32 protein-coding genes and 1 other RNA gene are annotated in these 26,908 nt (G+C 28.6%); 19 read left to right on the top strand and 14 right to left on the bottom strand.

The annotated features are described in order from the left end of the window. Positions 1–69: 69 nt before the first annotated feature. Positions 70–375 carry a rhodanese-like domain-containing protein gene (locus tag ACFO3U_RS12205; RefSeq protein ID WP_379742764.1) on the top strand — a complete coding sequence of 102 codons (306 nt, stop codon included), beginning with the start codon at positions 70–72 and terminating at the stop codon, positions 373–375. Between the two features lie 35 nt (positions 376–410). On the opposite strand, the gene ACFO3U_RS12200 is transcribed toward ACFO3U_RS12205, so the two are convergent. Continuing rightward, positions 411–1,085, bottom strand: a complete 675-nt coding sequence (locus ACFO3U_RS12200; RefSeq protein ID WP_379742761.1) for a Crp/Fnr family transcriptional regulator — start codon at positions 1,083–1,085, stop codon at positions 411–413. A gap of 107 nt (positions 1,086–1,192) precedes the next feature. Here ACFO3U_RS12200 and ACFO3U_RS12195 point away from each other — a divergent pair, with 107 nt between their 5' ends. The 8 genes from ACFO3U_RS12195 to ACFO3U_RS12160 all read left to right on the top strand — a co-directional run bounded on the left by ACFO3U_RS12195 (position 1,193) and on the right by ACFO3U_RS12160 (position 9,997). Beyond that, a complete protein-coding gene (locus tag ACFO3U_RS12195; protein WP_379742758.1) occupies positions 1,193–3,571 on the top strand; it encodes a heavy metal translocating P-type ATPase in 2,379 nt (792 codons plus the stop codon). Between the two features lie 90 nt (positions 3,572–3,661). Next, entirely contained in the window at positions 3,662–3,847 is a 186-nt protein-coding gene (gene ccoS, locus ACFO3U_RS12190) for a cbb3-type cytochrome oxidase assembly protein CcoS (RefSeq protein WP_379742755.1), read from the top strand. 3 nt (positions 3,848–3,850) lie between these two features. Beyond that, on the top strand, positions 3,851–6,046 hold the full coding sequence (ccoN, locus tag ACFO3U_RS12185) for a cytochrome-c oxidase, cbb3-type subunit I (protein WP_379742752.1): 2,196 nt from the start codon (positions 3,851–3,853) through the stop codon (positions 6,044–6,046). 2 nt (positions 6,047–6,048) lie between these two features. Further along, entirely contained in the window at positions 6,049–6,228 is a 180-nt protein-coding gene (locus ACFO3U_RS12180; RefSeq protein WP_379742749.1) for a CcoQ/FixQ family Cbb3-type cytochrome c oxidase assembly chaperone, read from the top strand. Between the two features lie 5 nt (positions 6,229–6,233). After that, the gene (locus ACFO3U_RS12175; protein WP_379742746.1) at positions 6,234–7,175 is read left to right on the top strand and encodes a cbb3-type cytochrome c oxidase N-terminal domain-containing protein; all 942 of its coding nucleotides are present in this window, start codon (positions 6,234–6,236) and stop codon (positions 7,173–7,175) included. Positions 7,176–7,228: 53 nt separating this feature from the next. Then, complete coding sequence (ccoG, locus tag ACFO3U_RS12170) at positions 7,229–8,647, top strand: cytochrome c oxidase accessory protein CcoG (RefSeq protein WP_379742743.1); 1,419 nt, start codon at positions 7,229–7,231, stop codon at positions 8,645–8,647. Positions 8,648–8,658: 11 nt separating this feature from the next. Continuing rightward, positions 8,659–9,105 (top strand): FixH family protein, encoded by a 447-nt coding sequence (locus ACFO3U_RS12165; RefSeq protein WP_379742740.1) that lies wholly within the window; start codon positions 8,659–8,661, stop codon positions 9,103–9,105. A gap of 190 nt (positions 9,106–9,295) precedes the next feature. After that, positions 9,296–9,997, top strand: a complete 702-nt coding sequence (locus ACFO3U_RS12160; protein WP_379742737.1) for a sulfite exporter TauE/SafE family protein — start codon at positions 9,296–9,298, stop codon at positions 9,995–9,997. Positions 9,998–10,197: 200 nt separating this feature from the next. Here the strand turns inward: ACFO3U_RS12160 and hemN are convergent, their stop codons facing one another. After that, complete coding sequence (hemN, locus tag ACFO3U_RS12155; protein ID WP_379742734.1) at positions 10,198–11,562, bottom strand: oxygen-independent coproporphyrinogen III oxidase; 1,365 nt, start codon at positions 11,560–11,562, stop codon at positions 10,198–10,200. A 134-nt stretch (positions 11,563–11,696) separates the two neighbouring features. On the opposite strand from hemN, the gene trxA reads away from it, so the two are divergent. The 3 genes from trxA to ACFO3U_RS12140 are packed head-to-tail and all read left to right on the top strand — an operon-like array spanning position 11,697 to position 12,654. Next, entirely contained in the window at positions 11,697–11,999 is a 303-nt protein-coding gene (trxA, locus tag ACFO3U_RS12150; RefSeq protein WP_379742731.1) for a thioredoxin, read from the top strand. Positions 12,000–12,036: 37 nt separating this feature from the next. Next, complete coding sequence (locus ACFO3U_RS12145) at positions 12,037–12,423, top strand: rhodanese-like domain-containing protein (RefSeq protein ID WP_379742728.1); 387 nt, start codon at positions 12,037–12,039, stop codon at positions 12,421–12,423. Between the two features lie 18 nt (positions 12,424–12,441). Beyond that, positions 12,442–12,654, top strand: a complete 213-nt coding sequence (locus ACFO3U_RS12140) for a YgaP family membrane protein (protein ID WP_379742726.1) — start codon at positions 12,442–12,444, stop codon at positions 12,652–12,654. A gap of 31 nt (positions 12,655–12,685) precedes the next feature. On the opposite strand, the gene ACFO3U_RS12135 is transcribed toward ACFO3U_RS12140, so the two are convergent. From ACFO3U_RS12135 to ACFO3U_RS12115, 5 genes are all read right to left on the bottom strand, one after another. Next, on the bottom strand, positions 12,686–13,144 hold the full coding sequence (locus tag ACFO3U_RS12135; RefSeq protein ID WP_379742723.1) for an RNA methyltransferase: 459 nt from the start codon (positions 13,142–13,144) through the stop codon (positions 12,686–12,688). 48 nt (positions 13,145–13,192) lie between these two features. Next, positions 13,193–13,885, bottom strand: coding sequence for a DUF4339 domain-containing protein (locus ACFO3U_RS12130; protein WP_379742720.1), 693 nt, complete (start codon positions 13,883–13,885; stop codon positions 13,193–13,195). Positions 13,886–13,888: 3 nt separating this feature from the next. Beyond that, the gene (locus ACFO3U_RS12125) at positions 13,889–14,251 is read right to left on the bottom strand and encodes a hypothetical protein (protein ID WP_379742717.1); all 363 of its coding nucleotides are present in this window, start codon (positions 14,249–14,251) and stop codon (positions 13,889–13,891) included. Between the two features lie 82 nt (positions 14,252–14,333). Then, positions 14,334–15,227, bottom strand: a complete 894-nt coding sequence (locus ACFO3U_RS12120; RefSeq protein ID WP_379742714.1) for a phospholipase A — start codon at positions 15,225–15,227, stop codon at positions 14,334–14,336. 43 nt (positions 15,228–15,270) lie between these two features. Beyond that, complete coding sequence (locus tag ACFO3U_RS12115; protein WP_379742711.1) at positions 15,271–15,942, bottom strand: response regulator; 672 nt, start codon at positions 15,940–15,942, stop codon at positions 15,271–15,273. A 78-nt stretch (positions 15,943–16,020) separates the two neighbouring features. Between ACFO3U_RS12115 and ACFO3U_RS12110 the strand changes: the two genes are divergently transcribed. The 3 genes from ACFO3U_RS12110 to ACFO3U_RS12100 all read left to right on the top strand — a co-directional run bounded on the left by ACFO3U_RS12110 (position 16,021) and on the right by ACFO3U_RS12100 (position 19,274). After that, the gene (locus tag ACFO3U_RS12110; RefSeq protein ID WP_379742707.1) at positions 16,021–16,716 is read left to right on the top strand and encodes a LytR/AlgR family response regulator transcription factor; all 696 of its coding nucleotides are present in this window, start codon (positions 16,021–16,023) and stop codon (positions 16,714–16,716) included. Between the two features lie 270 nt (positions 16,717–16,986). Then, complete coding sequence (locus ACFO3U_RS12105) at positions 16,987–17,193, top strand: hypothetical protein (RefSeq protein ID WP_379742704.1); 207 nt, start codon at positions 16,987–16,989, stop codon at positions 17,191–17,193. A gap of 299 nt (positions 17,194–17,492) precedes the next feature. After that, positions 17,493–19,274 (top strand): ATP-binding protein, encoded by a 1,782-nt coding sequence (locus ACFO3U_RS12100; protein WP_379742701.1) that lies wholly within the window; start codon positions 17,493–17,495, stop codon positions 19,272–19,274. A 22-nt stretch (positions 19,275–19,296) separates the two neighbouring features. Here ACFO3U_RS12100 and ssrA read toward each other — a convergent pair. Further along, positions 19,297–19,694, bottom strand: a transfer-messenger RNA (tmRNA) gene (gene ssrA / locus ACFO3U_RS12095). A gap of 167 nt (positions 19,695–19,861) precedes the next feature. Between ssrA and ACFO3U_RS12090 the strand changes: the two genes are divergently transcribed. Next, positions 19,862–21,064, top strand: coding sequence for an NAD(P)-dependent oxidoreductase (locus ACFO3U_RS12090; protein ID WP_379742698.1), 1,203 nt, complete (start codon positions 19,862–19,864; stop codon positions 21,062–21,064). An 89-nt stretch (positions 21,065–21,153) separates the two neighbouring features. On the opposite strand, the gene creD is transcribed toward ACFO3U_RS12090, so the two are convergent. The 6 genes from creD to ACFO3U_RS12060 all read right to left on the bottom strand — a co-directional run bounded on the left by creD (position 21,154) and on the right by ACFO3U_RS12060 (position 25,025). Continuing rightward, positions 21,154–22,509: a cell envelope integrity protein CreD gene (gene creD / locus ACFO3U_RS12085; protein WP_379742695.1), complete on the bottom strand. Its 1,356-nt coding sequence runs from the start codon at positions 22,507–22,509 to the stop codon at positions 21,154–21,156. 27 nt (positions 22,510–22,536) lie between these two features. Next, positions 22,537–22,839 (bottom strand): hypothetical protein, encoded by a 303-nt coding sequence (locus ACFO3U_RS12080; RefSeq protein ID WP_379742692.1) that lies wholly within the window; start codon positions 22,837–22,839, stop codon positions 22,537–22,539. A 4-nt stretch (positions 22,840–22,843) separates the two neighbouring features. Then, on the bottom strand, positions 22,844–23,377 hold the full coding sequence (locus ACFO3U_RS12075) for a DUF1361 domain-containing protein (RefSeq protein ID WP_379743518.1): 534 nt from the start codon (positions 23,375–23,377) through the stop codon (positions 22,844–22,846). A 125-nt stretch (positions 23,378–23,502) separates the two neighbouring features. Continuing rightward, positions 23,503–23,958 (bottom strand): hypothetical protein, encoded by a 456-nt coding sequence (locus ACFO3U_RS12070; protein WP_379742689.1) that lies wholly within the window; start codon positions 23,956–23,958, stop codon positions 23,503–23,505. Positions 23,959–24,013: 55 nt separating this feature from the next. After that, positions 24,014–24,310, bottom strand: a complete 297-nt coding sequence (locus ACFO3U_RS12065; protein WP_338377255.1) for a winged helix-turn-helix domain-containing protein — start codon at positions 24,308–24,310, stop codon at positions 24,014–24,016. A 79-nt stretch (positions 24,311–24,389) separates the two neighbouring features. Next, positions 24,390–25,025 carry a hypothetical protein gene (locus tag ACFO3U_RS12060; RefSeq protein WP_379742686.1) on the bottom strand — a complete coding sequence of 212 codons (636 nt, stop codon included), beginning with the start codon at positions 25,023–25,025 and terminating at the stop codon, positions 24,390–24,392. 144 nt (positions 25,026–25,169) lie between these two features. Between ACFO3U_RS12060 and ACFO3U_RS12055 the strand changes: the two genes are divergently transcribed. The 3 genes from ACFO3U_RS12055 to ACFO3U_RS12045 are packed head-to-tail and all read left to right on the top strand — an operon-like array spanning position 25,170 to position 26,893. After that, positions 25,170–25,367 carry a hypothetical protein gene (locus ACFO3U_RS12055; RefSeq protein WP_379742684.1) on the top strand — a complete coding sequence of 66 codons (198 nt, stop codon included), beginning with the start codon at positions 25,170–25,172 and terminating at the stop codon, positions 25,365–25,367. Beyond that, positions 25,364–25,717, top strand: a complete 354-nt coding sequence (locus ACFO3U_RS12050) for a DUF1801 domain-containing protein (RefSeq protein ID WP_379742681.1) — start codon at positions 25,364–25,366, stop codon at positions 25,715–25,717. The genes ACFO3U_RS12055 and ACFO3U_RS12050 overlap by 4 nt, the downstream gene beginning before the upstream one ends. A 57-nt stretch (positions 25,718–25,774) precedes the next feature. Continuing rightward, positions 25,775–26,893 carry a vWA domain-containing protein gene (locus ACFO3U_RS12045; RefSeq protein ID WP_379742678.1) on the top strand — a complete coding sequence of 373 codons (1,119 nt, stop codon included), beginning with the start codon at positions 25,775–25,777 and terminating at the stop codon, positions 26,891–26,893. Positions 26,894–26,908: the final 15 nt, after the last annotated feature.

Genomic DNA, 26,908 nt, shown 5'->3' with positions numbered 1-26,908 from the left:
TGATTAATTTTTTGTTAAATTTTTTAAATAATATTTTTGAGCGTACATTTGATAAAAAATATTTAGAAGATGAATTTAGAACAAAACGAATGGTGGAATACCTTTTTAGCAGATGATAATGCAGTTATTTTAGACGTTAGAACTGATGATGAATTTAACAGTGGTAAAATACCTGGAGCAATAAATATGGATATTTATAAAGGTCAAGGTTTTATTTATATGTTAGAAGAATTGGATAAAACCAAAAACTATTATGTTTATTGTGCTGCAGGTGGAAGAAGTGCACAAGCTTGTGGTATTATGAATCAGTTAGGTTTTGAAACTGCATACAATTTATTAGGAGGAATGTCTCAATGGGATGGACCAATTGAATAATTTGAATAAAAAGAACTAATTTATTTTAGTTCTTTTTATACTCTTTTTAATTTAGCTTTGTCTTTTAATATAATTTTTTTGCCAGCTAATTCGATGATTCCAGACTTATTAAATTCGGATAATAATCTAATACAACTTTCTGTGGCTGTACCTATTATTCCGGCTAATTCTTCTCTGGAGAGTTGAAGTTTTAAGGTTTTATCTTCATTAATTCCGAAATTTTCTTCTAAATATATTAATGTTTCAGCTAATCGTTGCTTGACGTTTTTTTGAGCCATATCAACCATATGATCATCAGCATCTTTTAAATCTCCGCAAATGGTTTTCATCATATTCATTGAAAATTGATTATTTTGATTAAAAAATCCCATGATTTCAGATTTTGGAATAAAACAAACTTGCATGTCTTCAAGAGCAATTGCACTCAAATTAGCTGCTTCGTCACTTATCATTGAACGTTGCCCTAAAAGTTCACCAGATTTTGCCAATTTTACAATTTGATCTTTACCGTTGTCACTCAGTTTTGTCATTTTACAAACACCTTCCTTCACACAATAAACACCATTAACGGTTTCTCCTTCTTCAAAAATAGGCTCACCCTTCTTAATGGTATAAGAAGTCTTACAATCTGCCATTTTTATTAATTCATCTTTAGTTAGGGCTTTTAATGAACTAAATTGTCTAACTATACATTGCTCGCATTTACTCATAAATAATTAGTATTTATTCTGATTTCAAAGATATTCAAAGTATGACAAATATCATATTTTTTTTTAAATGCTTTTGTAACCTTTGTTGCAGGTAAAAGAGCAAATTTATGGACACAAACAACTGTTTCCATTGTGGTAATGAAATTGTAAAAAAAGAGGAGGTCATTTTTGACGAAAAAAGTTTTTGTTGCAACGGTTGTAAAACGGTTTACGAAATTTTTAGTCAAAATGATTTATCTTGTTATTATGATTTTGAAAATGCACCAGGTGCAACGCCACAAGAGATTATAGGAAAATATGATTTTTTAGACGATGAAAAAATTATTGCAAAACTTCTCGAATTTCAAGAAGATACAACAGCTATTGTTTCACTTTACATTCCTCATATACACTGTAGTTCGTGTATTTGGATTTTGGAAAATTTACAAAAACTTCAAAACGGAATAAGTTCATCTCAAGTAAATTTTCCAGAAAAAAAAGTTAGAATTACATTCAATTCAACAAAAACCTCTCTAAAAGATATTGTTTATCTTCTGAGTTCTATTGGATATGAACCCTATATTAGTTTAGATAATTACGAAACTGGCAAAAAAGAAATTGACCGAAGTTTAATCTATAAAGCTGGTGTTGCTTTTTTCTGTTTTGGTAATATTATGCTTTTATCATTTCCAGAATATTTTGAAGTAAATGAATTTTGGATTAATCAATATAGAGGTTTTTTTAGATGGCTGATTTTTGCTTTGTCCTTACCGTCATTTATTTATTCAGCTTCAGATTATTATGTGTCTGCTTACAAAAGTATTAAGTCAAAAATTTTAAATATTGATATTCCTATTGCTTTAGGAATTTTAGTCATGTTTGTAAGAAGTACTGTAGATATTGTATTTGATTACGGACAAGGATTTTTCGACAGTCTTACAGGTTTGATATTCTTTATGTTGTTAGGAAAATTATTTCAACAAAAAACATACAGTTTTCTTTCTTTTGAACGCGATTATAAATCCTATTTTCCAATTGCAATTACTAAATTAAATTCAGATGGAACTGAAATTCCTGTTCAAGTATATGATATCGAAAAAGGAGATAGGCTTTTAATTCGAAATCAAGAATTGATTCCGGTTGACGGAATTCTTATTTCTGAAAAATCATCTATTGATTATAGTTTTGTTACAGGTGAAGCTATTCCAATTGAGAAAAAATCGGGTGACAAACTTTTTGCTGGTGGAAGAATGATAGGAAGTGTCATAGAAATGGAAGTTTTGTTTTCGGTTTCCCAAAGTTATTTAACCCAATTATGGAGCAACGATATATTTCAAAAGAAAATCGATCAAAAACACAAAACGATTACTGACAAAGTAAGTCAATATTTTACTCCTATTTTATTACTATTAGCAATTGTAGTCTTTGCTTTTTGGTTATTCATTGATGTATCCACTGCCTTTAATGTTTTGACAGCAGTTTTAATTGTGGCTTGTCCGTGTGCTTTAGCTTTAACTGCACCTTTTACTTTAGGAAATGTTTTGAGAATAATGGGAAACAAAAAATTATATCTCAAAAACGCAACTGTAATTGAACAATTAGCCAAAGTGGATACCATAGTTTTTGATAAAACAGGAACTATAACTACAAACAAAAAGACAGCTATAACTTATGAAGGTGAAATACTGAATGAAAAAGAGCTGGGAGCTTTAAAAAATGTTTTGAGAGGTTCTAATCATCCATTGAGTAGAAGATTGTATGATTTCATTCCGAATAAAGATAGGATGGAAGTGTCAAGTTTTGAGGAAGTAATTGGAAAAGGAATTTATGCTACATGTAATGATATGAGAATTAAACTAGGATCTTCTCAATTTTTGCAACATATGAGTGAAAATACACATAAAAAAACTAAAGTTCATGTTGAAATTGATGGATTATATAAAGGTAGTTATATTTTCAATAATCAATACAGAAAAGACTTAGAACGGTTATTTGAAAATTTAGCTAAAAAATACAATTTAGTAGTATTATCAGGAGATAATGATGGGGAGCGAAGAATTCTTGAAAAAATGCTTCCTGAACAAACACAACTAGTATTCAATCAAAAACCAGAACAAAAACTCGAATACATAGAGCAATTGCAAAAGCAATGCAAAAATGTAATGATGATTGGTGATGGATTAAACGATGCAGGTGCTCTAGCTCAAAGTAATGTGGGAATATCCATTTCAGAAAACGTAAATGTTTTTTCACCTGCTTGTGATGGAATTTTAGATGCTTCTCAATTTTCAAAAATTTATTATTTCTTGAATTATTCGAAGAACGCTTTGCTAACTATCTACATGAGTTTTGGCTTGTCTTTGCTTTATAATATTGTTGGATTATCATTTGCGATTTCTGGAAATTTATCTCCTTTAGTAGCTGCCATTATAATGCCTTTGAGCTCCATAACCGTAGTTAGTTTTGTTACTGTTATGAGTAATTTTTATGCAAGGAAAAGATTTTAAATTAAATATTTTAACAAAATTTTAAAGTATGACAAATATCATATTTTAAACAAATCAGTCAAAGTAACTTTGTTTACACAAATTTAAGGTATGAGTGTCATTTATATATTAATTACAGTAAGTATAGTAGTAGCGGTTGTCTTCTTGTTTGCTTTTATAAAAGCAGTTAAGAGTGGACAATATGATGACGACTATACACCATCAGTCAGAATGCTTTTTGATGATGAATTGAAACCCAACAAATCAATAAAAACAGAAAAACAAAAATCAATTTAAATTATGGAAATGCAACAATTTTATTACGACAACAAAATTGTAAAGAAGTTTCTTTATGCAAGCATCTTGTTTGGTGTTGTAGGTATGTTAGTTGGACTAACAGTGGCTTTTATGTTTCTTTTTCCCAATGTGACCGATGGAATTCCATGGTTAAGTTTTGGTAGATTGAGACCATTGCATACAAATGCAGTTATTTTTGCCTTTGTAGGTAACGCTATTTTTGCTGGAGTCTATTACTCTTTGCAACGTTTGTTAAAAACCCGAATGTATAGCGATTTATTAAGTAATATAAATTTTTGGGGTTGGCAATTAATAATTGTTGCAGCAGCTATAACATTACCATTAGGTATTACCACTTCAAAAGAATATGCCGAATTGGAATGGCCAATTGATATTGCCATTGCTTTAATTTGGGTAGTTTTTGGTATAAATATGATAATGACAATCTTAAGAAGAAGAGAACGTCATTTATATGTAGCTATTTGGTTTTATATAGCAACTTTCGTAACGGTTGCCGTTTTACATATTTTTAATAGTTTAGAATTACCAGTTTCTGCTTTAAAAAGTTATTCAGTTTATGCAGGTGTTCAAGATGCTTTAGTGCAATGGTGGTATGGTCATAATGCAGTAGCGTTTTTCCTTACAACACCTTTTTTAGGATTGATGTACTACTTTGTTCCAAAAGCAGCTAATAGACCTGTTTATTCATATAGATTATCCATTATTCACTTTTGGTCATTAATCTTCATTTATATTTGGGCTGGACCACACCATTTATTATACACAGCTTTGCCAGATTGGGCTCAAAATTTAGGAGTTGTATTTTCAATTATGTTAATTGCTCCATCTTGGGGTGGAATGATTAATGGACTTTTAACATTAAGAGGTGTTTGGGATAAAGTACGAACAGAACCCGTTTTAAAATTCTTTGTTGTAGGTATAACGGGTTATGGTATGGCAACTTTTGAAGGTCCAATGCTTTCTCTTAAGAATGTAAATGCTATTGCTCACTTTACAGATTGGATTGTAGCTCACGTTCACGTTGGTGCATTAGCATGGAATGGTTTCATGACATTTGGTATGATTTATTGGTTAATTCCTCGAATGACTAAAACAAAATTATATTCTACAGCATTAGCAAACTTCCATTTCTGGATTGGTACTTTAGGTATTATTTTATATGCTTTACCAATGTATGTGGCTGGTTTTATGCAAGCTTCTATGTGGAAACAATTTAAACCAGATGGAAATTTACAATACGGAAACTTCCTTGAAACAGTAACTGAAATTATGCCAATGTATGCGATGAGAGCAATTGGTGGTACATTATTCTTCGTTGGTTTATTAGTTTTAGTTTATAATATCATAAGAACAGTTATGGCTGGTTCTTCAGTTGAAGATGAATTAGCAGAAGCACCAGCATTAGTTAAAATCACTTCAGGAAGATTAAAAGGAGAAAAATTCCATCCTTGGTTAGAAAGAAGACCTATTCAAATGACACTTTTAGCAACTGTTGCTATTTTAATTGGTGGTGTAATTCAAATTGTACCAACGATTATGGTGAAATCTAACATTCCAACTATTTCAAGCGTTAAACCTTACACACCTTTAGAGTTAGAAGGTAGAGATTTATACATAAGAGAAGGTTGTAACAACTGTCACTCACAAATGATTAGGCCTTTCCGTTCTGAAGTAGTTCGTTATGGTGAATATTCTAAAGCAGGAGAATTTGTTTATGATCATCCATTCTTATGGGGTTCAAAACGAACTGGACCCGATTTAGCTAGAGAAGGAGTTTCTGGTAAACCAAATAACGGTGGACGTTCAGATGACTGGCACTTTAATCACTTATGGGATCCACAAAGTACTTCATCAGGTTCAATTATGCCAGGTTATAAATGGATTATTAGAAGCAAATTAGATACTTCTAAAACACAAGATAAAATGGAAGCTATGGTGACTTTAGGAGTTCCTTACACGCAAGAAGAAATTGACAATGCATTAAAAACGTTAGATGTGCAAGCTTCAAAAATTAGTGATAATTTAATGAAAAACAATAACATTAAAAAATCATTTGAAGATCAAAAAACAGCAAATGGAAATGAATTTGTTCCGGTAAAAGAGAGAGAAATTGTAGCATTAATTGCTTACTTACAAAGATTAGGAACAGATATTACAAAAATCGATAAAAAAGAATAACGATGTTAAAATTTATAAAACATAATTTAGAAACTATATCGGGTGTTGAAATTTATCCAATCATTTCCTTACTGATATTTTTTACCTTCTTTGTTGGACTATTCTTTTGGGTTTTTACCTATAAAAAAGATAAAATCAAAGAATTGAGTGAATTACCCTTAAAAGACAATAACTTAAAATAGTAAAAATGAGAAAAATAATTCCTTCTTATGTAAGAATTCCTGTTTTGTTTGCAATTGTATTTGCAGCTATGGAATATTTTATCGACTCAGGTGATAAACCTGCTTTTCTAAAGTACCCAATGGTATCTTTATTTCTTGGAGTATTTTTATTCTTGTTAATTGCAATTGAAATTGTAGTTGATGCTGTCGATAATGTTACTTATCATTTATTAACAGAAGAACAAAAAAAGCAATTAAAGGAGGCTCAAGCTCTACCATTTACAGAAAGTAAATTTTATAAAGGTATACTTAAAAAGTTAACTCGTTCTAAAACAATAGAACAAGAAGCTGATGTAATGCTAGATCATGATTATGATGGCATTAAAGAGTTAGACAACGTTTTGCCTCCTTGGTGGGTGTATTTATTCTATGGTTGTATAGTCTTTGCTTTTGTTTATTTAATTAGGTTCCATATTGTGGGAGATTATACACAAGAAGAGGAATACTTAGCAGAAGTTGCACAAGCAGATAAAGATATTGCAGCTTATAATTTAATTAAACCTGACCCAGTTAATGTAGATAATGTTGTGCTATTAACCGATGCAGGAAGCATTGCAGAAGGTAAAAATATTTTTACTGCAAACAATTGTATTTCTTGTCATGGAAGTAACCTTGAAGGTGGAATTGGTCCAAATCTAACAGATAAAAATTGGATTAATGGTGGAGATGTTAAAAATCTCTTCACAGTAATCTCTGAAGGAAGTACCAATAATCCTGTAATGGCACCTTGGAAAGCTGTAATTAAACCTACTGAAATTCAAAAAGTAGCTAGTTATATTCTTTCTATGCAAGGAACAAATCCTGCAAACGCAAAAGATCCTGAAGGAGAAATTTGGGAAGCAACAACTACAGAAGAAGCAACTCAAACTAAAGATTCCATTACTACTAAAGAAGTAGATATTAAATAAATAACAAAAAGGTTTTGAGTGAATATTTAAGACCTTTTTTAGAAATTTAAACCATGTCAAAATTACCAGACGAAAGTTTTAGAGATACTATTTCTACCATCAATACTGAAGGAAAGAGAAATTTTATTTATCCCAAAAAACCTTCAGGAAGATTTTATGATAAAAGAAAAATACTAAGCTATTTTTTACTAATATTTCTTTTATCTGCACCATTTATAAAAATAAACGGCAATCAATTTTTATTATTCAATGTTTTAGAACGCAAATTTTCCATCTTTGGATTTCCTTTTTGGCCACAAGATTTTTACTTGTTTGTCATTTCAATGATAATTGGTGTTGTTGGATTGACATTATTTACAGTTGCTTTTGGTCGAATATTTTGCGGTTGGTTTTGTCCACAAACTATTTTTTTAGAAATGGTTTTCAGACGAATTGAATACTGGATTGATGGTGATAGAGGTGCTCAAATTAGATTAGCAAAACAAGAATGGAATGCCGAAAAAATTAGAAAACGTGTTACCAAATGGATTATCTTTTTCATTATTTCATTTCTAATTGCCAATGTCTTTTTAGCTTATTTAATTGGAAGTGATAAACTACTAGAATACATTCATGAAGGTCCTTTGGAAAATAAAAGTACCTTAATTGCTTTGTTAATTTTTACGGGTGTTTTCTATTTTGTTTTTGCATGGTTCAGAGAACAAGTTTGTATTATAGCTTGCCCTTATGGAAGAATGCAAGGAGTTTTATTGGACAATAAATCTATCAATGTTGCCTACGATCACAAAAGAGGTGAAGGTGAAACAGGAAGAGCTAAATGGGATAAACGTGAAAACAGAGAACAAACCGGAAAAGGAGATTGTATCGATTGTAATCAATGTGTAGTGGTTTGTCCAACCGGAATTGATATTAGAAATGGAACGCAATTAGAATGCATCAATTGCACTGCTTGTATTGATGAATGTGACACCATAATGGATAAAGTTGGTTTACCAAAAGGACTAATTCGTTATGCCAGTGAAGATGAAATTGTTAAGAAAGAAAAGTTCAAATTAACCCTAAGAATGAAAGGTTATATTGCTGTTTTAACCATTTTAATTGGAATGTTAATCGGATTGTTATTCTTGAGAAATGATGTTGAAGCAACAGTTCTTCGTTTACCAGGCCAACTTTATGAAGTTAAAGGAAACAACATCAGTAATATATTTACTTATAAAATCATCAACAAAACGGTGAAAGATTTTGATAATGTGACTATTAAATTAGAAAAAACTAAAGGAACAATCAAATTAGTAGGTAATCCAAATATTAAAGTAAAAAAAGAAGGCTTGTATCAAGGAACTTTATTTATTGAAATTAATAAAGCTTTGATTACTCAAGATAAAATGAAAATAAAAATCGGAATTTACAATGAAGATAAACTCATTGAAACAGCTACAACAACCTTTTTAGGACCAAGAAGTTTCAATTAAAATAAGAAGTTATGAAAATAAATTGGGGAACAGGAATCGTGATTGCTTTTGGACTATTCATGACATTCATATTGTATTTTGTATTTAAAGTGCAGTCAGATTCGACTTATGATAATGAATTGGTGACAGAAGATTATTACCAAAAAGAATTATTGGTACAAGGAAATATTGAAAAACAACAAAGTGCTAATCAATTAGAAAACAAACTTGTTTTTCAAAAAACTACTGAAGGAATTGTGGTAAAATTTCCAACAGATTTTGATTATAAAAACATAAAAGGAAAAGTGTCCTTATATAGACCGTCAAGCCAAAAGCTAGATTTTGAAATTCCGATTTCATTATCTTCTTCAAATTTGCTCATACCTAATAGTAACTTGGTTGGCGGTCTTTGGGACATTTCTGTAGATTGGACGTATGAAAATTCAAAGTATTTAAATAAAGAAACAATATATTATTAATTTTCTGAATTTCAGGTTGGAATTTGGAATTTTAAATATTGAAATTTTAAAAAAAGGTGTGCTTTTAGGTAATTGGCGATTCTTAATTAGTTTATTGGTTATTAGTATTTTTTTTAAACCTTTTACCTAAAACGCACTTTTTTAATTTCAATAACAACTACAAACAATTAACTATTAACAACAAACATTTTTGATTTATTCAGCTATCATATTAGGTTTAATCAGTAGTTTTCACTGCATAGGAATGTGTGGTCCAATTGCTATGATGTTACCTGTAGATAGAAATAATCCAGCTAAAAAAACAACACAAATTTTAACCTATCAATTAGGAAGATTAACCGCTTATTCAAGTTTAGGTTTGTTATTTGGACTTTTAGGTAAAGGATTATTCATTGCTGGTTTTCAACAACAACTTTCAATTATTGTTGGATTATTAATGATAACAGTTGCGATTGTTCCTGAAAAGGTTTTTACTAAATATAATTTTTCTAAACCTGTTTACAAAGTCATTTCAAAAGTAAAATCGAGTTTAGGAAAACAGTTCAAAAATAAAAACTATAAATCACTTTTCACTATTGGATTACTAAATGGTTATTTACCATGTGGAATGGTTTATGTTGCCTTATTTGGAGCTATTGCTATGCAAAGTGTATTACTTGGAACATTCTACATGTTTTTATTTGGTTTAGGAACAATTCCAATGATGAGCGCTGTGGTTTATATAGCCAATTTTATCACACCAAAAACCAGAAACACTATTCAAAAAGCAATTCCAATCTTGACAATTGCTATTGGAATGTTATTCATAGTAAGAGGCTTAGGATTAGATATTCCTTATCTTTCTCCAAGTAACATGAGTTTGTTTGTTCAAGCTGAAGCGAATTGCCATTGAAAAGGATAAGAGTTAGGTTAAATGGTTATAAGGTTATGAGGTTAAAAGGTTTTGAGAATACTTAATTTCTTAAATATATAAACCTTGTTGAACTTTACGAATAACTTTGCTTCTTTACGTTAAAATTTCAAGACACATAATTCAAGTAATTTTTTTAGATTTCTCAAATTTCTTCAATCAGTGTTCCTAAATCTAAAAATCTAAATCGTCATTGAAAACAACTGTGTCTGCGGAGCTTTTCGAATCAATCTCAAATCAAAAGCCATACAAATATTCCTAACAAATGGTTTTCCTTTTTCAGTTACTATAATTGATTTTCCTACAATTGCTAATAAACCATCTTCTTCCATTTCTTGAAGATGTTCCAATACTTCATTAATTTCACCAAACTTCATTGCATCATTTTCCCATGAAGTTGAAAATTGACACATCAAATTCAAGATATGTTTTCTTATTATTAAGTCTTCATCAGTTAAAATATGACCTCTAAAAACAGGTAATTCATTTTTATCTAAATGATTATAATAGTCTTCTAAAGACTTTTCATTTTGAGCAAAAGCATACCAACTGTCACTAATAGAAGAAACTCCTAAACCTATCATTAATTGAGTTTTAGATGAGGTATAACCCATAAAATTGCGATGTAATTTTCCTGCTTCAAAAGATTTTGTCATGCTATCTTCTTTCAAAGAAAAATGATCCATTCCAATTTCAACATAATTATTTTTAGCTAATTGAATTTTTCCTTCTTCATACAATTTACGTTTTTCATCACTTTTGGGTAAATCTTCATCTTTAAAACCACGTTGACCGTTTCCTTTAATCCAAGGCACATGTGCATAACTGTAAAATGCTAATCTATCAGGTTGTAATGATTTTGTTTTATCAATAGTATCTAAAACGTCATCTAAAGTTTGAAAAGGTAATCCAAAAATCAAATCGTGTCCCACAGAAGTGTATCCTATTTCTTTAGCCCAAAACGTCACTTTTGCCACATTATGAAATGGTTGAATTCTATGAATAGCTTCTTGCACTTTTTCTGAATAATCTTGTACACCAAAACTCACTCTTCTAAATCCTAAATCATATAAAGTCTGAAGATGTTGACGAGTTGTATTATTAGGATGACCTTCAAAACTAAATTCGTGTTGAGGTGCTTTTTCTGCTCTTTTAAAAATGCCGTTAATTAATTGTTCTAAATTATTTGGAGAAAAGAATGTTGGAGTTCCACCACCTAAATGAATTTCTTTAATAATTGGTTTTTCTGAAAATAAATCGCAATACAAATTCCATTCTTTTAAAACAGCATCAATGTATGGATGTTCAACCTCATGTCTTTTGGTAATTCGCTTGTTACAACCACAAAACGTACATAAACTTTCACAAAAAGGCAAGTGAATATATAAGCTGATTCCTTCAGTAGCATTAGATTCTTCAAAAGATTTTATAAATGATGATTTCCATTGTTCTACTGAAAACAAATCTTCTTCCCAATAAGGAACAGTAGGATAACTGGTATATCTTGGACCAGGAACATTATATTTTTGTACGAGTGATTGCGACATAGTATTCATAATTAAGTCAAAAGTACAGCCACTTTTACATATAAAAAATGATAATTGTCATATTTGAGATTTGTAACAAATATTACATAAATTGGATAGTAATTTTTGTAAATTTGATACTAAATTAAAATAAAATGAATACAAAATTCAACGAAATAATTAGTCAAAAACAATTGGTTTTAGTAGATTTTTATGCAGATTGGTGTGGTCCGTGTAAAATGATGTCACCTATTTTACAGGAAACAAAAACAGTAGTAAAAGATGATGTAAAAATCATAAAAGTTAACGTAGATCAGCATCAAGATTTAGCCTCTGAGTTTATGGTAAGAGGTGTTCCAACGTTAATGCTTTTTAAAGAAGGCAAAATGTTGTGGAGACAATCTGGTGTTTTAAGTAAGGACCAACTCATAGAAATTATTAATCAGCACAAAAATTAAATATTTTTTATTATTTTTATGAAAAAATAGAGTAGAAATGAAAAATTTAATGTTTAGTTTAGGTGTTTTGTTATTAGTAGCTTGTTCATGTGCAAAACAACAAGAAGGGATTTCAGTTGTTGATTCCAATAAGTTTGAAGAACAAATGAAAGAACCAACAAGTCAAATTGTTGATGTAAGAACTTCAGAAGAATACACTGAAGGACATATTGCTAACGCTGTAAATATGGATGTTACTTCAGATGATTTTGAATCTAAAATTGCAACTTTAGATAAAGAAAAACCAGTAATGGTATATTGTAAAGCTGGTGGTAGAAGTGCAAAAGCTGCAGCTATTCTAAGAGACAATGGATTTAAACAAGTGTACGACTTAGATGGAGGAATGATAGGATGGAATGATGCTAAAAAACCAATAGAATACTAACCTCAATAAAATTAAAATATGAAAAAAAATGTTGGAAATGGTGATAGATTCTTAAGAATAATGATAGGAATTATTGCCTTGATTTTAGTAATGGGAAATGTCGTTGAAGGAACTTTGATGTGGGTTGCTTTAGCTGTAGGGTTAATAATGGTTGTAAGTTCTTCTTTGCAATTTTGTCCAGCTTACACATTGCTTGGAATTAATACTTGTAAAGTAAAACAAAAAAAATAAGTTAAAACCGAGACTAAAGTTTCGGTTTTTTTTATGATCTAGGTTTATTAATTCCTCTGTCATAAAGTACAATGCTTCCTGCTACAGAAACATTTAAGCTTTTTTCAGATTTGAATTTAACTAAAGAATGACATTTTTCAATCGCAGCTTTAGTTAAGCCATTGTCTTCTGCTCCTAAAAGGTAAACACATCTTCTTGGGTGATGAAATGTTTCTAAATTTTCTGCTTTTTCATCTAATTCCACACCAACTAAACGAGCACCTTTTGGTAGGTTTTTAAAAAAATCGTCAAAATTTTCATAGTGAAAATAAGGCATTGATTTTACTGCGTTATGAGTATCACTTGCTTGTTTAGCATATCTATTTCCTATGGTAAAAATAAAACTTGCTCCTAAATTTTGAGCTGATCTCCACAAAACACCTAAGTTTTCTGGAGTTTTTCCGTTTTGAATTCCAATACCGAAGTATTCATTAGTGAAATTATCATTCATGGGGCAAAAGTACAATGTCAATGATTAAGTGACAAAATTTTTTTAATATTATTGATTCAAACGAATTTCTATTTCTCGTTTTTCTAATTTTAATAATTCAATTTTACGTTGCCAAATTTCAATTTCGTATTCTGCTTCGTTGATTTGTTGCTCTTTTTTCTTAGCCGAACGGAAAAGTCGATATCCTTTTGCTTTTTCTAAATCTTTTTTTGCTTCTTCTAATCCACTGTAGCTGTTTGAAATAGCACTTAATATTTCTCGATATGTATCTTCATCGGCTTTTCTTCTTCCAGAATTGAAGCGTTCTTTTTCACGTTGTTCTTTTTCAGTTAAGACTTTAGTTTGTTCTTCTATTTTTTGTTTTTGTTTTTCAATTTCTTTTATATAATTCTCTTTTTGAATTTCTTTATTTGTTTTCTCAATATCAATTATTTTTTGCGACTGATAGTTCATCAATGTTAAAGTAATTAATAAAATTAGAAAAACTACCATAACAACTAAAACACCTTTTTTATTAAAACCAAGAAAAGTATTTTTTGGAATATTAGTTAATTGTTCAGTTGGTGAAGGTAATTCAGTGACAATAGGTTTTAATTCTTCAATTTCTCCAGCAGTTTTCCAACTGTCAAAACCTTCACACCAAATAGGAGTAAAAGAAGTGATTTTTCTTTCTTTTAATTCTTCAATACTAAATGGACCAATGTTGACATTGTTTTCATGTAAGTAATAGATTTTCATCATGTTTTATTTTTTCTGGATGATAATTTGTTCTTCTTTTGTGGCAATTATTTCGGGTAAACCTTTGTACATTTTTACAATTCCTGTAATGCAAACTGTTTCGTTTTTTAAGAATATAGCAGGATCATATTTGAAATTTACCAAATCTTTTTCAAAAATAACAACTACAAATTTGTGATTTGGATATGGTTTTCCAAAATTAATAAACGTAGTTTTCTTAGATTTATTGGATACAAAAACACCTTGCACTTTAGCACAAACAGTTACTTGTTTACCTTCATAATACTGTAAACTATCAATAGAAACAGTCTGAGATGATACTAAATTAGTAACATAAATAAAAAGTAACGTGAAAAAGAGTTTTTTCATATCTAAAAGTAAATTGAACTTAAAAATAGGAAAATCTAATTAATTACAATTGATTTTCGTTTAAATTTATAGATATTTTATATTACCAATTGGCAAAAGATATACCAATTCCTAAAGTAGTTTGTTTATGATTATAATCTAATAAGGTTTCCCCATATCCATGAAAAAATTGAGCATGTCCTCGAATGTGACCTTTAATAGGAAATACATAATTTAATTGAATTCCTCCTTTTTCTAATGAAGTTAATGGATGAGTTGCAATAGCATAAAACTCATGTTTTAGATAATGATAACCTACATAAAGCTCTGAGTCACCAATGTATTTGGTTATTTCAGGATTTTCATCATCTTCATCTTTTAATCGAATCCAAGGTTTAAAATTCACAATCCAATCATCACTTTCATAACCAATATTAAAAATAATTCTGTTCCAACTTCTAGAATTGGGCAAATCTTTACCATTAGATTGATGATTCAATGCAAACCCAACTGTTCGAATATTACCAGTAAAGAGTTTTGTTTTTAATGGAAAATTAAAAATAATTTCTGGTTCATAATTCAGTTCTCTAAAAGCTCTTGAGAATTTTTTATTGTACACTTGCCAATGAGCTTTTTGCGTATAACCAACCCAAATATCACCCAACCCAAAAAACGCAGATTGAAGTATTTTTGTTTTAAAACTTATCTGAAATTTAGCTTCATACTTGTTGTAATCATCAATTTCTGTAGCTGAATAATCTGGATTTTCGCTATATGGCAATACATTTGGTTTGCTTGTCCATCTTCCAGCAGTAACATAAATAGGTTTATAAGAAACTAATTTAAATGTTCCTTTTTTATCAACACTATCCAATTCCCAATCTTGAGATAATGTTTTTTTTATAATTAAATTATCTAAAATATTTTGCGAAAAAATACTTTGATAACCACAAAATAAGAAAACAGTTGAAAGTAAAAATTTGCAAAAGTTTGACATTGAAAATTGTTTAGATTTGAGATTCTAAAATTAGTCAATTTTACTAGATTAAGTTCAAATTTTTTGCAACTTCAATTAATTCATTATCTGTTCCTTTTTTATTTAAAAGTTGATGCTTAATATTTGCTTTTCTTTTTTCAATAGTACTTAAAGATAAAGCAATATAATTGGGTAGTTCTTTGGTTTTAATCCCTTTTTTTAGAAAAAGCATTATCTGACTATCATATTCATCCCAATTAATATTTTGTTTAAATAAAGAGATTAATGCTTCATAAATAGTTTTACTTATGTAACGATTATTATTTAAAATACTTGAAAAAATCTTTGGAAAAGTAACAAAGTCAATATCGTTTTTGGAAAGAAATCCTTCTGGGTTTATTGTTTTGAAGATGTCATTTAATAATAGTGCTTCATGATGCATCGTCAAAATTATAACTTTACATGACACGAATTTTTCTTTTATTAGTTTGGCAATACCTGTCCCAGAAGTGATTTTTTCATTTCTAAAAGGAGGCAAACCAATATCAATTATAGCAATATCAATTTGGTTTTCAAATTTTGTATATAATTCAATTTGTCTAAAAGCTGTTTCACAATCAATTGCTTTTTCAAAGTTGAATTTCACATCAGAACAAGCCATTGTAATTAAGTTGATATAAGCATCACTAGTCATTGGATGATCGTCTACAACTAAGACATTTAATGCATTTGACATAAACCGTAAGTATTTCACATAAAAACCGTAACAATTATCCAGTTAAGACTGTTAATTTTGTATAAAATTAATCAAATAGTGCTAAATTCCTATATTATTATTGATTCAACCCAAACGGTTGAAAGTCATATGTCTGATTTTCAGCAATTTGTTGACTTTGTGTGTTTAGGAATATTTACTGATTTTGATAGTGCTCTTAATGCAATTATTGAAAAAAAGCCTCAATTAGTTTTTTTTCATTTTACAGATGATATTCCTCTTCACTTTTTATTAGAATTACAACGATATATTGACGATATTCCTTATGTAATTGCAATAAATAAAGAAGATAAAAATGCTTATAAAGCAATAAAATATGGTGTAATGGATTATATTCTACTTCCTTTGACCGTAATAGAAATTAGAAAGGCATTCATGAAATACAGTATGTTTTCTAAAAAAACAGTACAAGAAAACTTATGTATTAAAACCAATAGTGACTATTATTTTATTCCATTTGATGATATTATGTATTTGATGGCTGATAATAATACAACTGACTTTTATTTAAAAAACGGCAAAGTAGTTTCTGGATTTAAGACTTTAAAATTCTTTCAAGCACAATTGCCTTTTTATTTTTTTAGAATTCATAACAGTTATATTGTCAATATTAATTATGTAAGTAGAATAAATACAAGTAAATCAGATTGTTATTTGTTTAACAATGAATACAAATTGCCTTATTCTAGAACTTACAAAGAGAATATTGAAACAATTATTAGACGAATTGTCTAATTGTAATTTGTTAGTTACACTAAATTTACTGTTACTTACTTAATCCTATCTGTCATTTACTAACTGTTACTTCATTTCTTCTTTGGTTGGTAGTATGTTTTATAATTTTGGACTATCAAAACAATGATTTTAAACAATACAATTAGTATTTAAGGAAAGGGAATTCTTTAATTACTATATAAAAGTTTCCCTGCTTTTATATTAAAACTTGTTTCTAAAAAATTTGTTTTGATACCCTAAAACAAAAAAACAAATCTAAAATTACTTATTATGAAAAAATTTTTAACATTAGCTGCTATAGCATCAGGATTATTTTTAGTTTCATGTACAGCTGAAACTGAGTCAATTGAACCAATTCAAAATTCAGAATTAAATCAAAATATTGATGAATCATCTTTTTTAAGAGAAGGAGATTCATTAGGTAGTAATACTAATCCAAATGAAGGAGAACCTGTAATCAAAAAAGATAGAGACTAATGATTAATATTATCAAATAGATTTTATATATTTGATAAAAATGATAATTGAAACAAAAACGAATATATTTCTCAATTCTATTTCTATTTATTTTTTTTCTTTCTTGCTCAAAAAAGGAGAAAAAGAGTAATTTAATTGATTTTTTAGAATCTAAAAAGTATGCTTTGTCTTCTAAGGAAGACAAAGTATTTTTTTTGGATTCTATTTCAGAAAAAATAAATAATTTACCCAAAGATTCTTTAACCAAAAGACTAGCTTTCAAAATTTCAAATGAATACTACTATTTAAAAGATAACAAAATGTCTTTTAAATTAAGTAAAATTGCCTACGAACTTGCAAAAAGTCAATCTGACTCTACAGATATGGGTAGAGCTTTGTATTATATGGGTGATTGTTATGAATTATCAAAAAAGGATAGTGCATATTATTATTATAAAGAAGCTGAAAAAATTTTTAGATTAATAAATAATGAAGAACGATTAGCAAAAGTTTATTTTAATAAAGCCTATTTATTATTTTATGAAGGAAACTTTGTTGAAAGTGAATTTGAAGTAATTAAAGCTCTCAAAAATTTAAAGAATTCAAAAAATTATAAGCTTAAATATTCTTGTTATACTTTACAAGGATCAATCCACAACGAATTAGAAGAATATGAAAAAGCTTTAGACTATTTTATTTTAGCAGAACAAACATATTATGATTTAATTAATCAAAGTAATAATGATGAATTATTGTATGATTATTATGTTTTAAATGTTATTAATTTATGCAATGTTTATGACAATATAGGTGAATACAAAAAATCCATTAATGAGTTTTCAAAAATTGATTTACCAGAATTAAAAGAAAAATGGCCAAACTTGTATCCTCAAGTCATTGGTAATTTAGCTTATTCTAAAATGAAAAACGGAGATTTGCAAGAAGCAAAAAAATTATTTGAAGAAGCTATTAATTTGGCTAAAAAAAATAAGTTAGATAGAGGCTATTTGTACAAAATATTGCATTATGGAGAATTTAATTTAATTTTAAAAGACACTACAAAAGCCAAAAAAATCTTTTTAGAAGCATTAGAATTATCTAAAAAAATAAAAAATGGAAAAGAGATTCTTAAATCATTAGATTTTTTATCTAAAACAGATTTAAAGAAAAGTGCTTACTACAAAAATGAATACATCAAAATAAGTGATAGTATTATAAAAGCACAAAGAGCAAGTAGTAATAAATTTGCACGAATTGAATATGAAACCAATAAATTAGAAGATGCTAATGAATTGTTAACCAAAAGAAATTTTTATCTTTTTAGTGCAGGATCTTTATTAATTATTGTGTTTTTAATTATTTTAGGTATAAGACATAGAAAAGCTAAAAAGAGAGAAATAGAGTTTTTAGAATTAAGAAAAGCAGCTGATAATGAATTGTTTGAATTGGTTAAAGATTATCAAATTCAGTTAGTTAAAACCAAAGAAAATGTTCAAAATAGAATTGCAAAAGAATTACATGATGGTGTAATGAATAATATTTATAGTGTTCGTTTAAATTTAGGATTTCTAAATAGTTCAGACGATGAAGCTATGAAAGAAAAACGTCTTTTGTATATAACAGAATTACAGAAAATAGAAAAGGAAATTAGAGAACTTTCTCATGATTTAAATCACGAAACAGATTTTAATAGAATAGATTATAGTTACTTATTGACTAATCTTGTTGAATCTATAAACGATATATCTTCAACGGTTTATACCATTAAATGTACAGTTGAACATCCAATAAACTGGAATGAATATAGTTCAGTTGTTAAAATTAACATCTACAGAATTTTGCAAGAGCTTTGTTCAAATGTTAATAAATATGCAAATGCAGATTATTGTGATATCGTAATAGATACGCAAGCAAACCCTATTTCAATTTCTGTTATCGATGATGGTATCGGATTTGACACATCAAAAATTACAGATGGAATTGGTATGAAAAATATAAAACAAAGAATAGCCACCATTAAAGGGAAAATTATAATTGAAAGCAGTCAAGGAAAAGGAACTAAAGTCTTTATAGAAATACCTGTAAAAACAAAAGACTTATAATATAATTTTATAAGTCTTTTGTAAGTGGAGCCGGGGAGAGTCGAACTCCCGTCCAAACAAGCAATCAAAAAGCTTTCTACGCGCTTAGTTTCTAATTAGATTTTCGACAAAAAGCTAGGTCAGAAACAACCACTCTTTGCTTAACTTTACCAGTTCAAAACGGATTTAAAGTATTACCGTTTCTAGGTTTACTTTTACGGTTCTCCTAAACTAAACGCCATAAACCAAGGCTTTTAAGGAGAATCCAGCTTTCCTACCTAGTAGGAACTTGGCACTATCTTACTATAATTCGGATTATGCAGCTAAAGCGTAATTATTTTCGCCGTGTAAAATGTTGTACGTTTGGATTTACGAGCAAAACATACAATGCTCGACGTGCTTACTAGTTAATTCCACTCGCTGTCAAAACCAGTCGACCCCTTTTTCTTAGAATTTAGAAGATAGAATTTTGAATTCAGAAAACTTTTAACTTCTAAAGGTTTGCCAAAATTACCACAAATTTATCAATTAAAAAATCTTTTGTTAATAGATATTCTAAAGCTATATTTGTGTGCTTTAAAATAATACGCATAACTAAACAATATAAAATGAAATTCGGAATAATTAAAGAACGTAAAAATCCACCTGATAGAAGAGTTGTTTTTTCTCCTTTCAGATTAGAAGCTTTTAAAAATGAATTTCCACAAGCTGAAATTAAAGTTGAATCTTCAGATGTTCGAATATTTTCTGATGAACAATACAAAGAAAAAGGTATTGATGTTGTTACAGATATGTCAGATTGTGATGTTTTAATTGGTGTTAAAGAAGTTCCTTTAGACGCTTTGATTCCGAATAAAAAGTACTTTTTCTTTTCACATACTATAAAAAAACAACCTTATAATAGAAGTTTATTATTGGCTATTTTAGAAAAAAATATTGAATTATATGACCATGAAACAATAGTGAATGAAGAGAATCATCGTTTAATTGGTTTTGGTCGTTATGCAGGTATTGTTGGTGCTTATAATGGTATAAGAGCTTTTGGAATGAAATATGAATTGTTCAATTTAGCGAAAGCCGAAACATTACCAGATCAAAAAACATTAATTGAAAGATTAAAAAGGAATCAATTACCCAATATAAAAATTGTTTTAACAGGAAGTGGAAAAGTAGCTCATGGTGCCAAAGAAATGTTAGATGCCATGAAAATGAAAGAAGTTTCAGTTGAAAATTATTTGAATAAAAAATACGATGTTCCTGTTTACACAATAATTGATGTTTTAGATTATAACAAAAGGAAAGACGGACAAGTTTTAGAAAAGCATGATTTTTATAATAATCCTTCTGAATATGAATCAGATTTTGAGCGTTTTGCCAATGTTTCTGATATTTTTATAGCTGGACATTTTTATGGCAATGGAGCTCCAATTATCTTGAATAAAGAAATGTTGAAATCTCCAAAATGCAAATTAAAAGTTGTAGCAGATATTTCATGTGATATTGATGGACCAGTTGCATGTACAATTAGAGCAAGTACAATTGCTGAACCTTTATATGGATATTTAGCTAGTGAAGATAAAGAAGTTCCTTTTACACATCCTTCTGCTGTTGTAGTTATGGCTGTAGATAATTTGCCTTGTGAATTACCAAAAGATGCCAGTGAAGGTTTCGGTGAAGTTTTCTTAGAACGAGTAATTCCTGCTTTTTTTAATGAGGATAAAGATGGTGTTTTAGCAAGAGCCAAAGTAACTGAAAAAGGAAAACTAACAGCACGTTTTGCTTATTTGCAAGATTATGTTGATGGGAAATAGAAAATAGAGAAAAGAATATAGAAAATAGAAAACCACAAATTCAAAGAATAAAATCTGAGAATCTGTGGTTTTTTTATCCGAAAATCTAATTAATTATTCCAATCAATCTTTTTAGAAAAGTACATTACTGCTCCTAAAATGGCAAATAAACCGATACTTCCTACCAACAAAGCATAATCTTCTAATTGAATAATTACAAAAATAAAACTATATAAGGCAGTTAATGAAATTCCAATAAACATTGGAAATTTTTTATTCTTTAGTATAGAAATCGAATAAAGTACAATCATAACAATAACAGCAATTGCAGCAATTAAATAAGCTATTGAAAAAGTAGAATGTTCTGTTATCGAAATCAATAAAGTATAAAACATCACTAAAGCCAAACCAATCATTGTATATTGAAAAATATGAATGTTTATTTTACTGATAGATTGTATTAAAAAGAAGACTAAAAACGTTAACCCAATAACCAAGAAACCATATTTGGAAGCTCTTTCATTTTGTTGGTATTGATCAACTGTTTCTAATAGTCTTACTCCAAATAAATACTCATTTAAATTAGGCAATTGTTCTTCATATTGTTGTGAAAAGGGTCTGTTTATTTCCAATAATTTCCATTCTGCATGAAAACCTGTACTGTCTATTTTTTTGTTTTCTTCATTAGCAGCAAAAGTTCCCATCAAACTTGGTGATTTCCAATCCGAATCAATTTTTACATTAGTTGTTTTCCCAATAGGAATGAATTGTACACTTTCGCTACCATTAAACTTCATCTGAAACTTAAAATTGATTTTATCTTGACTTTGTAATGTATTATAATCAAACTGATTTGACTCTAAAACACCATAATTTGATTGATTATTAGACTTTGATTCAAATGAGAAAAATTGATCATTCAAAGAAATTTTCAAATCACTTTTGATACTTTTCAAATTGGTTGTATTGACAATAACAGTTGCTTTTTCCCAAATGACAGATTCTGGATTGATATTTAATTTATCAAAATTTGGTTTTTCAAAATTTCCATCAAAATTCATTGTAGAAGTGAAAACAACATTTTCATATAATCCTCTTTTTAAAGGCTGACTTTTCTTGATATTTGAATAATTATTCAAAATTTCAGGAAAGAAATAAGCATGCTTAATGACTTTTTTGGTTTGAATAGTTACGTTGTGTGTATTGGCATCTTCTACATTATATGATTCATAATCATAATAAGGAACATTTAATATTGGCCCATAAAATTTAATGTTTGAACCCCAAAGTGTGTTGACTTCTTGAGTCATTTCTTTTTTGCGTTGAGAACGTTCTGAAATCAATCCTTTGACTAATTCTAACGGAATTAATAAGAATAAACAAAGCAATCCAACCATAATCATTTTGGCTGTGTTAGATTGAAAAAACGAAGTTTTTTGTTGTGGGTTATGTGTTTGATTTTCCATGATTTTATAATTGTTTAAGGTTTTTGATTATAATTTTAAATTTAAAACTATATATATGTAAAGAATTGTAATGGGTATATTTGATAAGATTAAGAAGATTTTGATTGAAGTATCTATAGGATTTCGCTTTTCAATAAAATGAAAAATTATTGTTGCAAAAAAGTGAAAAACGTGAACAATAATTGCTGCACTTACATAAAGAATTCCAACAATAATTAAAAAATCCCAATTAGAAATTAAGAAACTTATTAATATTATTGTTCCAAATAAAAAGGTTCCAATTGAAAGTATATTTTTTTCAATAAATGTTTCAGGAGTTATTTCTTCCATATTATTATTGATTAATAGTTATTAAAAAATATTTAGAAATTCGAAAAATGAAATAAATGAAACATCCATATAGAATTGAAAAACCTAATGATTTTGTGGTGAAAAAAATGTTCCATAAATCGGTAAACAGTTCTATCGGATTTTTTAAAATATCCCAACTGTTGTAACGAAGTATTCTTCCTAAATAGATTCCAAAACCTGATAAAATAGAAATACTAAATATTAGAAAGCTACTGATTGAAGTATTTAATTTATGAGATAGTAATTCTTCGATATCTTTCAATGAAATAATTCCTAGTAAAAAACCAAGTGAAGCATACGAACTAATCAATAATAAATCATACCAAAATGTATAAGAATTAGATAGTGACAAATGCACAAAATCGGTTATGATGTAAAAGGAATTTGGTAAGAATAGCAGCCAAATTAAAATAACCAATCCGTTTTTGAATTTGTTTTCCAAAAGATTTCTTGTTTTTAAATAAGTTGTCAAAAGAAACGGAATTACAGCTAAAAATAAATTCCAAATTAGAAACATCAAATAAATCGAAGTTGTTAATTTGACTCGAATTAACGATAATAAAAGACAAAAAAATCCGAATATAAATAATAAATTATTTAGTCTTTTATTGGACTGATAGAGTTCAAAAATTGTTTTCATACTTAATGAATATTAAAAGTTGATTTAATGTTTTCTAAAGGAATCGCTAGCATCTTCAAAAAATCCAAATGATAAAATTGATGGGCTTGTTTTCCTTTTCTATAAGATTCTAAATAGGTTTTTATCCTGAAAGGGTAGAAGACCAAACCAGTTGCAATAACCATAAATACAAAAGGTGATTTTTTTCCATTTCCTAGCAAATAGAATTGCATGTTAATTTCGTCAGTTACTAAAACTCCTGTGTTTGTTAAAACATGATAGATGTCGTGTTCTTCTAACCTTGGTTGAGGTTCCAAATTATACTTTAATAAAAAACAACCCAAATGAAACCCTAAACTTTCTTCAGGTAAATTGATAAAATCAGAGATAGTAACATCCCAAGCTTCTTGATTTTTAAAAAAGTACTCATAAGGTACTTTTACAATTTTGTACAGTTTTTCGATGATGATTTCTTTCATAATTTAGTATTTAAAAGTACTTTGAATTTCAAAGTTAATGGATAAAAAAAAGGTTCTATGATTTTGAGATTAATTTTTCAAGCGCGTCAATATGATTTTTGAAGGCAATTCTTCCTTCTTTAGTTGCGATGTAACTGGTATTTGGTTTTTTGCCAATAAATTGTTTTTCCACAGTTATATAATTTTCATTTTCCAAAGCTTTTGCATGACTGGCCAAATTTCCGTCAGTCACACCTAATAATTCCTTTAAAGTAGAAAAATCAGCACTTTCATTCACCATCAATACAGACATTATCCCAAGACGAATTCGGTGATCAAAGGCTTTGTTTATGTTTTGTATGATGTTTTTCATTTTATTTTTTGTGTTAAAAGTTTAAAAGGTTATGAGGTTAAATGTTATAATTACTAACTCATAACTAACGACTCATAACTCATTTCCTGTCATATTTTCGATACATAACATATCCATAACCGATGTGACATAATCCGAAACCAATTGCCCAAAAGAATAAGCCATAACCTACAAAAAAGGTTGAGATTAATCCCAATACAATCATCGTTAATCCCAAATATTTTACATCACCTAAAGTGTATTTACTCGCATTTACACAAGCTAAGCCATAAAAAATCAAGGTAACAGGTGCAATTAAACCATAATAACCTTGATAGAGTAGAGCCAAAGCAAACAAACCACCACTGATTAATGGAATTGAAAACTGAACCACCAATCGTTTTGAAGACACATCCCAAAGGTTCTCACCCAATTTTTTAGCTTTTGTAGAACTCAAAACAATTCCAGTTATAATGGATAAAATTACAACAACTGCAGCAATAATAAACAATTGTTTTATTGCATTTTCTGTTGATTCCGAATTCATTTGGCCTCTAACAATAACATATCTCGAGTCATAAGTATACTTGATAATGTTATTGGCTAAAAAAGCTCCAATTAAAGCATAAAAACCAGCTAAAATGCCAGATAATCCACTTAATGATAAAAAACGCGATGATTTGTTCATCATGTTTTTTATTTCAGCAATGTCTTGAAGGTATTTTTTGTTTTCCATTTTAAAGTACTTTGAATTGCAAAGTAAATAAAAATTTTTTAATGTTGAACAAATTATTTTGATTATTTTTGAAAAAAAGTAATTATGAAGATTTTGGGTTATATATTAAAAATTATTAGTATATTTTTTCTAATTATTTCTTGTATGTCGATAGTAACTGCAATTACAGGAATAATCAATAATAAAAACGAAGATTCTGCTTTTTTAATAGGTTATATTATGGGTAGTATATTAAGTTTATGTTTGTTTTTTTGGGGTTCTTTAAGTTTACTTAAATATAGCAATAGATTGATTTCAAAATCAAAAAGTAATATTGAAATTGCAACCATTGGAAAAGAATGATGAAACCAGCAGAGCAGTATATTCTAAATCAATCTGAACATTTTCAAGTAATTATGTTGCATCTTTGTGCAGTGATTGAACAAGTTGCTCCAGAATCTGAACTGCTTTTTAAATGGAAATTGCCTTTCTATTACTACAAAAAGAAACCGTTTTGCTATTTAAATGTCATAAAAAAAGAAAATGCTATTGATTTGTGTTTCATGAAAGGACATTTACTAAAAAAACACAGAAATGTGATGATTGATAAAGACAGAAAATTGGTCACTTCCCTTAGATATGATGATTTAAAAAAGATAAACAATACCATTTTAAGTGAAGTTTTGATGGAAGTTAAGTCACATTATCTTTAACTAAACATTAATATTCGTTATAATTTTATTTGCTCATTTATTCATAATTTTATGTCTATGAATAAAGCGAATAAATCAGGATTTTATTTTAAGAATTACGAAGCTCCTTACGAATCACCTTTCGATAAGTTGTTTACGATTTTTAAAGAATTAATTACTCATACTTCTGGAGATTTTGATGAAGCTATCGATTGGTTACGTCAGTTAGATGTTGAATATAAGTTAACAACACCAGATTACACTATCAATGACTTTATAGAAGATTTAAAGAGAAAAGGTTACATCAGAGAAGAAATTAAACCTGATGGAACAGGTGGAGTGGGAATTACATCTAAAACAGAAAGAGCCATTCGTCAGGCTGCTTTAGATCAAATTTTTGGAAATCTTAAAAAAGCTTCTTCAGGAAATCATAAATCAAAACATACTGGAAAAGGAGATGAACAAACAGGTGATTTTAGAGAATTTCACTTTGGTGATTCAGTAGAGCAAATTTCTTTGACGGAAAGTCTCAAAAACGCACAAGTGAATAATGGAGTAGGTGAGTTTACGCTCACTGAACGCGATTTGATTGTTGAAGAAAGTCATCATAAATCCCAAATGAGTACGGTTTTGATGATTGATATTTCACACAGCATGATTCTTTATGGTGAAGACCGAATTACACCAGCTAAAAAAGTTGCCATGGCTTTAGCTGAATTAATCACAACTCGTTATCCAAAAGATACGCTAGATATTTTAGTATTTGGAAACGATGCTTGGACAATCAAAATCAAAGATTTACCTTATTTGCAAGTTGGACCTTATCATACCAATACGGTTGCAGGTTTACAATTAGCAATGGATATTCTTCGCAGAAAAAGAAACACCAACAAACAAATTTTCATGATTACGGATGGAAAGCCAAGTTGTGTACGTGAGAAAAATGGTGAATATTACATGAACAGTAATGGTTTAGATCAATATATTGTAGATAAATGCTATAACCAAGCCGCTCAAGCTCGAAAATTACACATTCCAATCACTACGTTTATGATTGCTAAAGATCCTTATTTACAGCAATTTGTAAATCATTTTACAGAAGCCAATCAAGGAAAAGCATTTTACACAGGTTTAAAAGGTTTGGGAGAAATGATTTTTCAAGATTATGAGGCGAATAGAAAGAAGAAGTTACGCTAATGTTCAGTTTAAATA

This window comes from Flavobacterium ponti (assembly GCF_042652765.1).
GTDB classification, from domain to species: Bacteria; Bacteroidota; Bacteroidia; order Flavobacteriales; family Flavobacteriaceae; genus Flavobacterium; species Flavobacterium ponti.
Note: the sequence above shows the minus strand (reverse complement) of the source record. Positions and strands in the feature narration are given on the sequence as shown.

What these genes read in the sequence shown, in the direction of transcription:
- ACFO3U_RS12205 (WP_379742764.1), top strand. Translation starts at nt 70, where the DNA reads ATGAATTTAGAACAAAACGAATGGTGGAATACCTTTTTAGCAGATGAT.
- ACFO3U_RS12200 (WP_379742761.1), bottom strand. Translation starts at nt 1,085, where the DNA reads ATGAGTAAATGCGAGCAATGTATAGTTAGACAATTTAGTTCATTAAAA.
- ACFO3U_RS12195 (WP_379742758.1), top strand. Translation starts at nt 1,193, where the DNA reads ATGGACACAAACAACTGTTTCCATTGTGGTAATGAAATTGTAAAAAAA.
- ccoS (WP_379742755.1), top strand. Translation starts at nt 3,662, where the DNA reads ATGAGTGTCATTTATATATTAATTACAGTAAGTATAGTAGTAGCGGTT.
- ccoN (WP_379742752.1), top strand. Translation starts at nt 3,851, where the DNA reads ATGGAAATGCAACAATTTTATTACGACAACAAAATTGTAAAGAAGTTT.
- ACFO3U_RS12180 (WP_379742749.1), top strand. Translation starts at nt 6,049, where the DNA reads ATGTTAAAATTTATAAAACATAATTTAGAAACTATATCGGGTGTTGAA.
- ACFO3U_RS12175 (WP_379742746.1), top strand. Translation starts at nt 6,234, where the DNA reads ATGAGAAAAATAATTCCTTCTTATGTAAGAATTCCTGTTTTGTTTGCA.
- ccoG (WP_379742743.1), top strand. Translation starts at nt 7,229, where the DNA reads ATGTCAAAATTACCAGACGAAAGTTTTAGAGATACTATTTCTACCATC.
- ACFO3U_RS12165 (WP_379742740.1), top strand. Translation starts at nt 8,659, where the DNA reads ATGAAAATAAATTGGGGAACAGGAATCGTGATTGCTTTTGGACTATTC.
- hemN (WP_379742734.1), bottom strand. Translation starts at nt 11,562, where the DNA reads ATGTCGCAATCACTCGTACAAAAATATAATGTTCCTGGTCCAAGATAT.
- trxA (WP_379742731.1), top strand. Translation starts at nt 11,697, where the DNA reads ATGAATACAAAATTCAACGAAATAATTAGTCAAAAACAATTGGTTTTA.
- ACFO3U_RS12145 (WP_379742728.1), top strand. Translation starts at nt 12,037, where the DNA reads ATGAAAAATTTAATGTTTAGTTTAGGTGTTTTGTTATTAGTAGCTTGT.
- ACFO3U_RS12140 (WP_379742726.1), top strand. Translation starts at nt 12,442, where the DNA reads ATGAAAAAAAATGTTGGAAATGGTGATAGATTCTTAAGAATAATGATA.
- ACFO3U_RS12135 (WP_379742723.1), bottom strand. Translation starts at nt 13,144, where the DNA reads ATGAATGATAATTTCACTAATGAATACTTCGGTATTGGAATTCAAAAC.
- ACFO3U_RS12130 (WP_379742720.1), bottom strand. Translation starts at nt 13,885, where the DNA reads ATGATGAAAATCTATTACTTACATGAAAACAATGTCAACATTGGTCCA.
- ACFO3U_RS12125 (WP_379742717.1), bottom strand. Translation starts at nt 14,251, where the DNA reads ATGAAAAAACTCTTTTTCACGTTACTTTTTATTTATGTTACTAATTTA.
- ACFO3U_RS12120 (WP_379742714.1), bottom strand. Translation starts at nt 15,227, where the DNA reads ATGTCAAACTTTTGCAAATTTTTACTTTCAACTGTTTTCTTATTTTGT.
- ACFO3U_RS12115 (WP_379742711.1), bottom strand. Translation starts at nt 15,942, where the DNA reads ATGTCAAATGCATTAAATGTCTTAGTTGTAGACGATCATCCAATGACT.
- ACFO3U_RS12105 (WP_379742704.1), top strand. Translation starts at nt 16,987, where the DNA reads ATGAAAAAATTTTTAACATTAGCTGCTATAGCATCAGGATTATTTTTA.
- ACFO3U_RS12100 (WP_379742701.1), top strand. Translation starts at nt 17,493, where the DNA reads ATGTCTTTTAAATTAAGTAAAATTGCCTACGAACTTGCAAAAAGTCAA.
- ACFO3U_RS12090 (WP_379742698.1), top strand. Translation starts at nt 19,862, where the DNA reads ATGAAATTCGGAATAATTAAAGAACGTAAAAATCCACCTGATAGAAGA.
- creD (WP_379742695.1), bottom strand. Translation starts at nt 22,509, where the DNA reads ATGGAAAATCAAACACATAACCCACAACAAAAAACTTCGTTTTTTCAA.
- ACFO3U_RS12080 (WP_379742692.1), bottom strand. Translation starts at nt 22,839, where the DNA reads ATGGAAGAAATAACTCCTGAAACATTTATTGAAAAAAATATACTTTCA.
- ACFO3U_RS12075 (WP_379743518.1), bottom strand. Translation starts at nt 23,377, where the DNA reads ATGTTTCTAATTTGGAATTTATTTTTAGCTGTAATTCCGTTTCTTTTG.
- ACFO3U_RS12070 (WP_379742689.1), bottom strand. Translation starts at nt 23,958, where the DNA reads ATGAAAGAAATCATCATCGAAAAACTGTACAAAATTGTAAAAGTACCT.
- ACFO3U_RS12065 (WP_338377255.1), bottom strand. Translation starts at nt 24,310, where the DNA reads ATGAAAAACATCATACAAAACATAAACAAAGCCTTTGATCACCGAATT.
- ACFO3U_RS12060 (WP_379742686.1), bottom strand. Translation starts at nt 25,025, where the DNA reads ATGGAAAACAAAAAATACCTTCAAGACATTGCTGAAATAAAAAACATG.
- ACFO3U_RS12055 (WP_379742684.1), top strand. Translation starts at nt 25,170, where the DNA reads ATGTCGATAGTAACTGCAATTACAGGAATAATCAATAATAAAAACGAA.
- ACFO3U_RS12050 (WP_379742681.1), top strand. Translation starts at nt 25,364, where the DNA reads ATGATGAAACCAGCAGAGCAGTATATTCTAAATCAATCTGAACATTTT.
- ACFO3U_RS12045 (WP_379742678.1), top strand. Translation starts at nt 25,775, where the DNA reads ATGAATAAAGCGAATAAATCAGGATTTTATTTTAAGAATTACGAAGCT.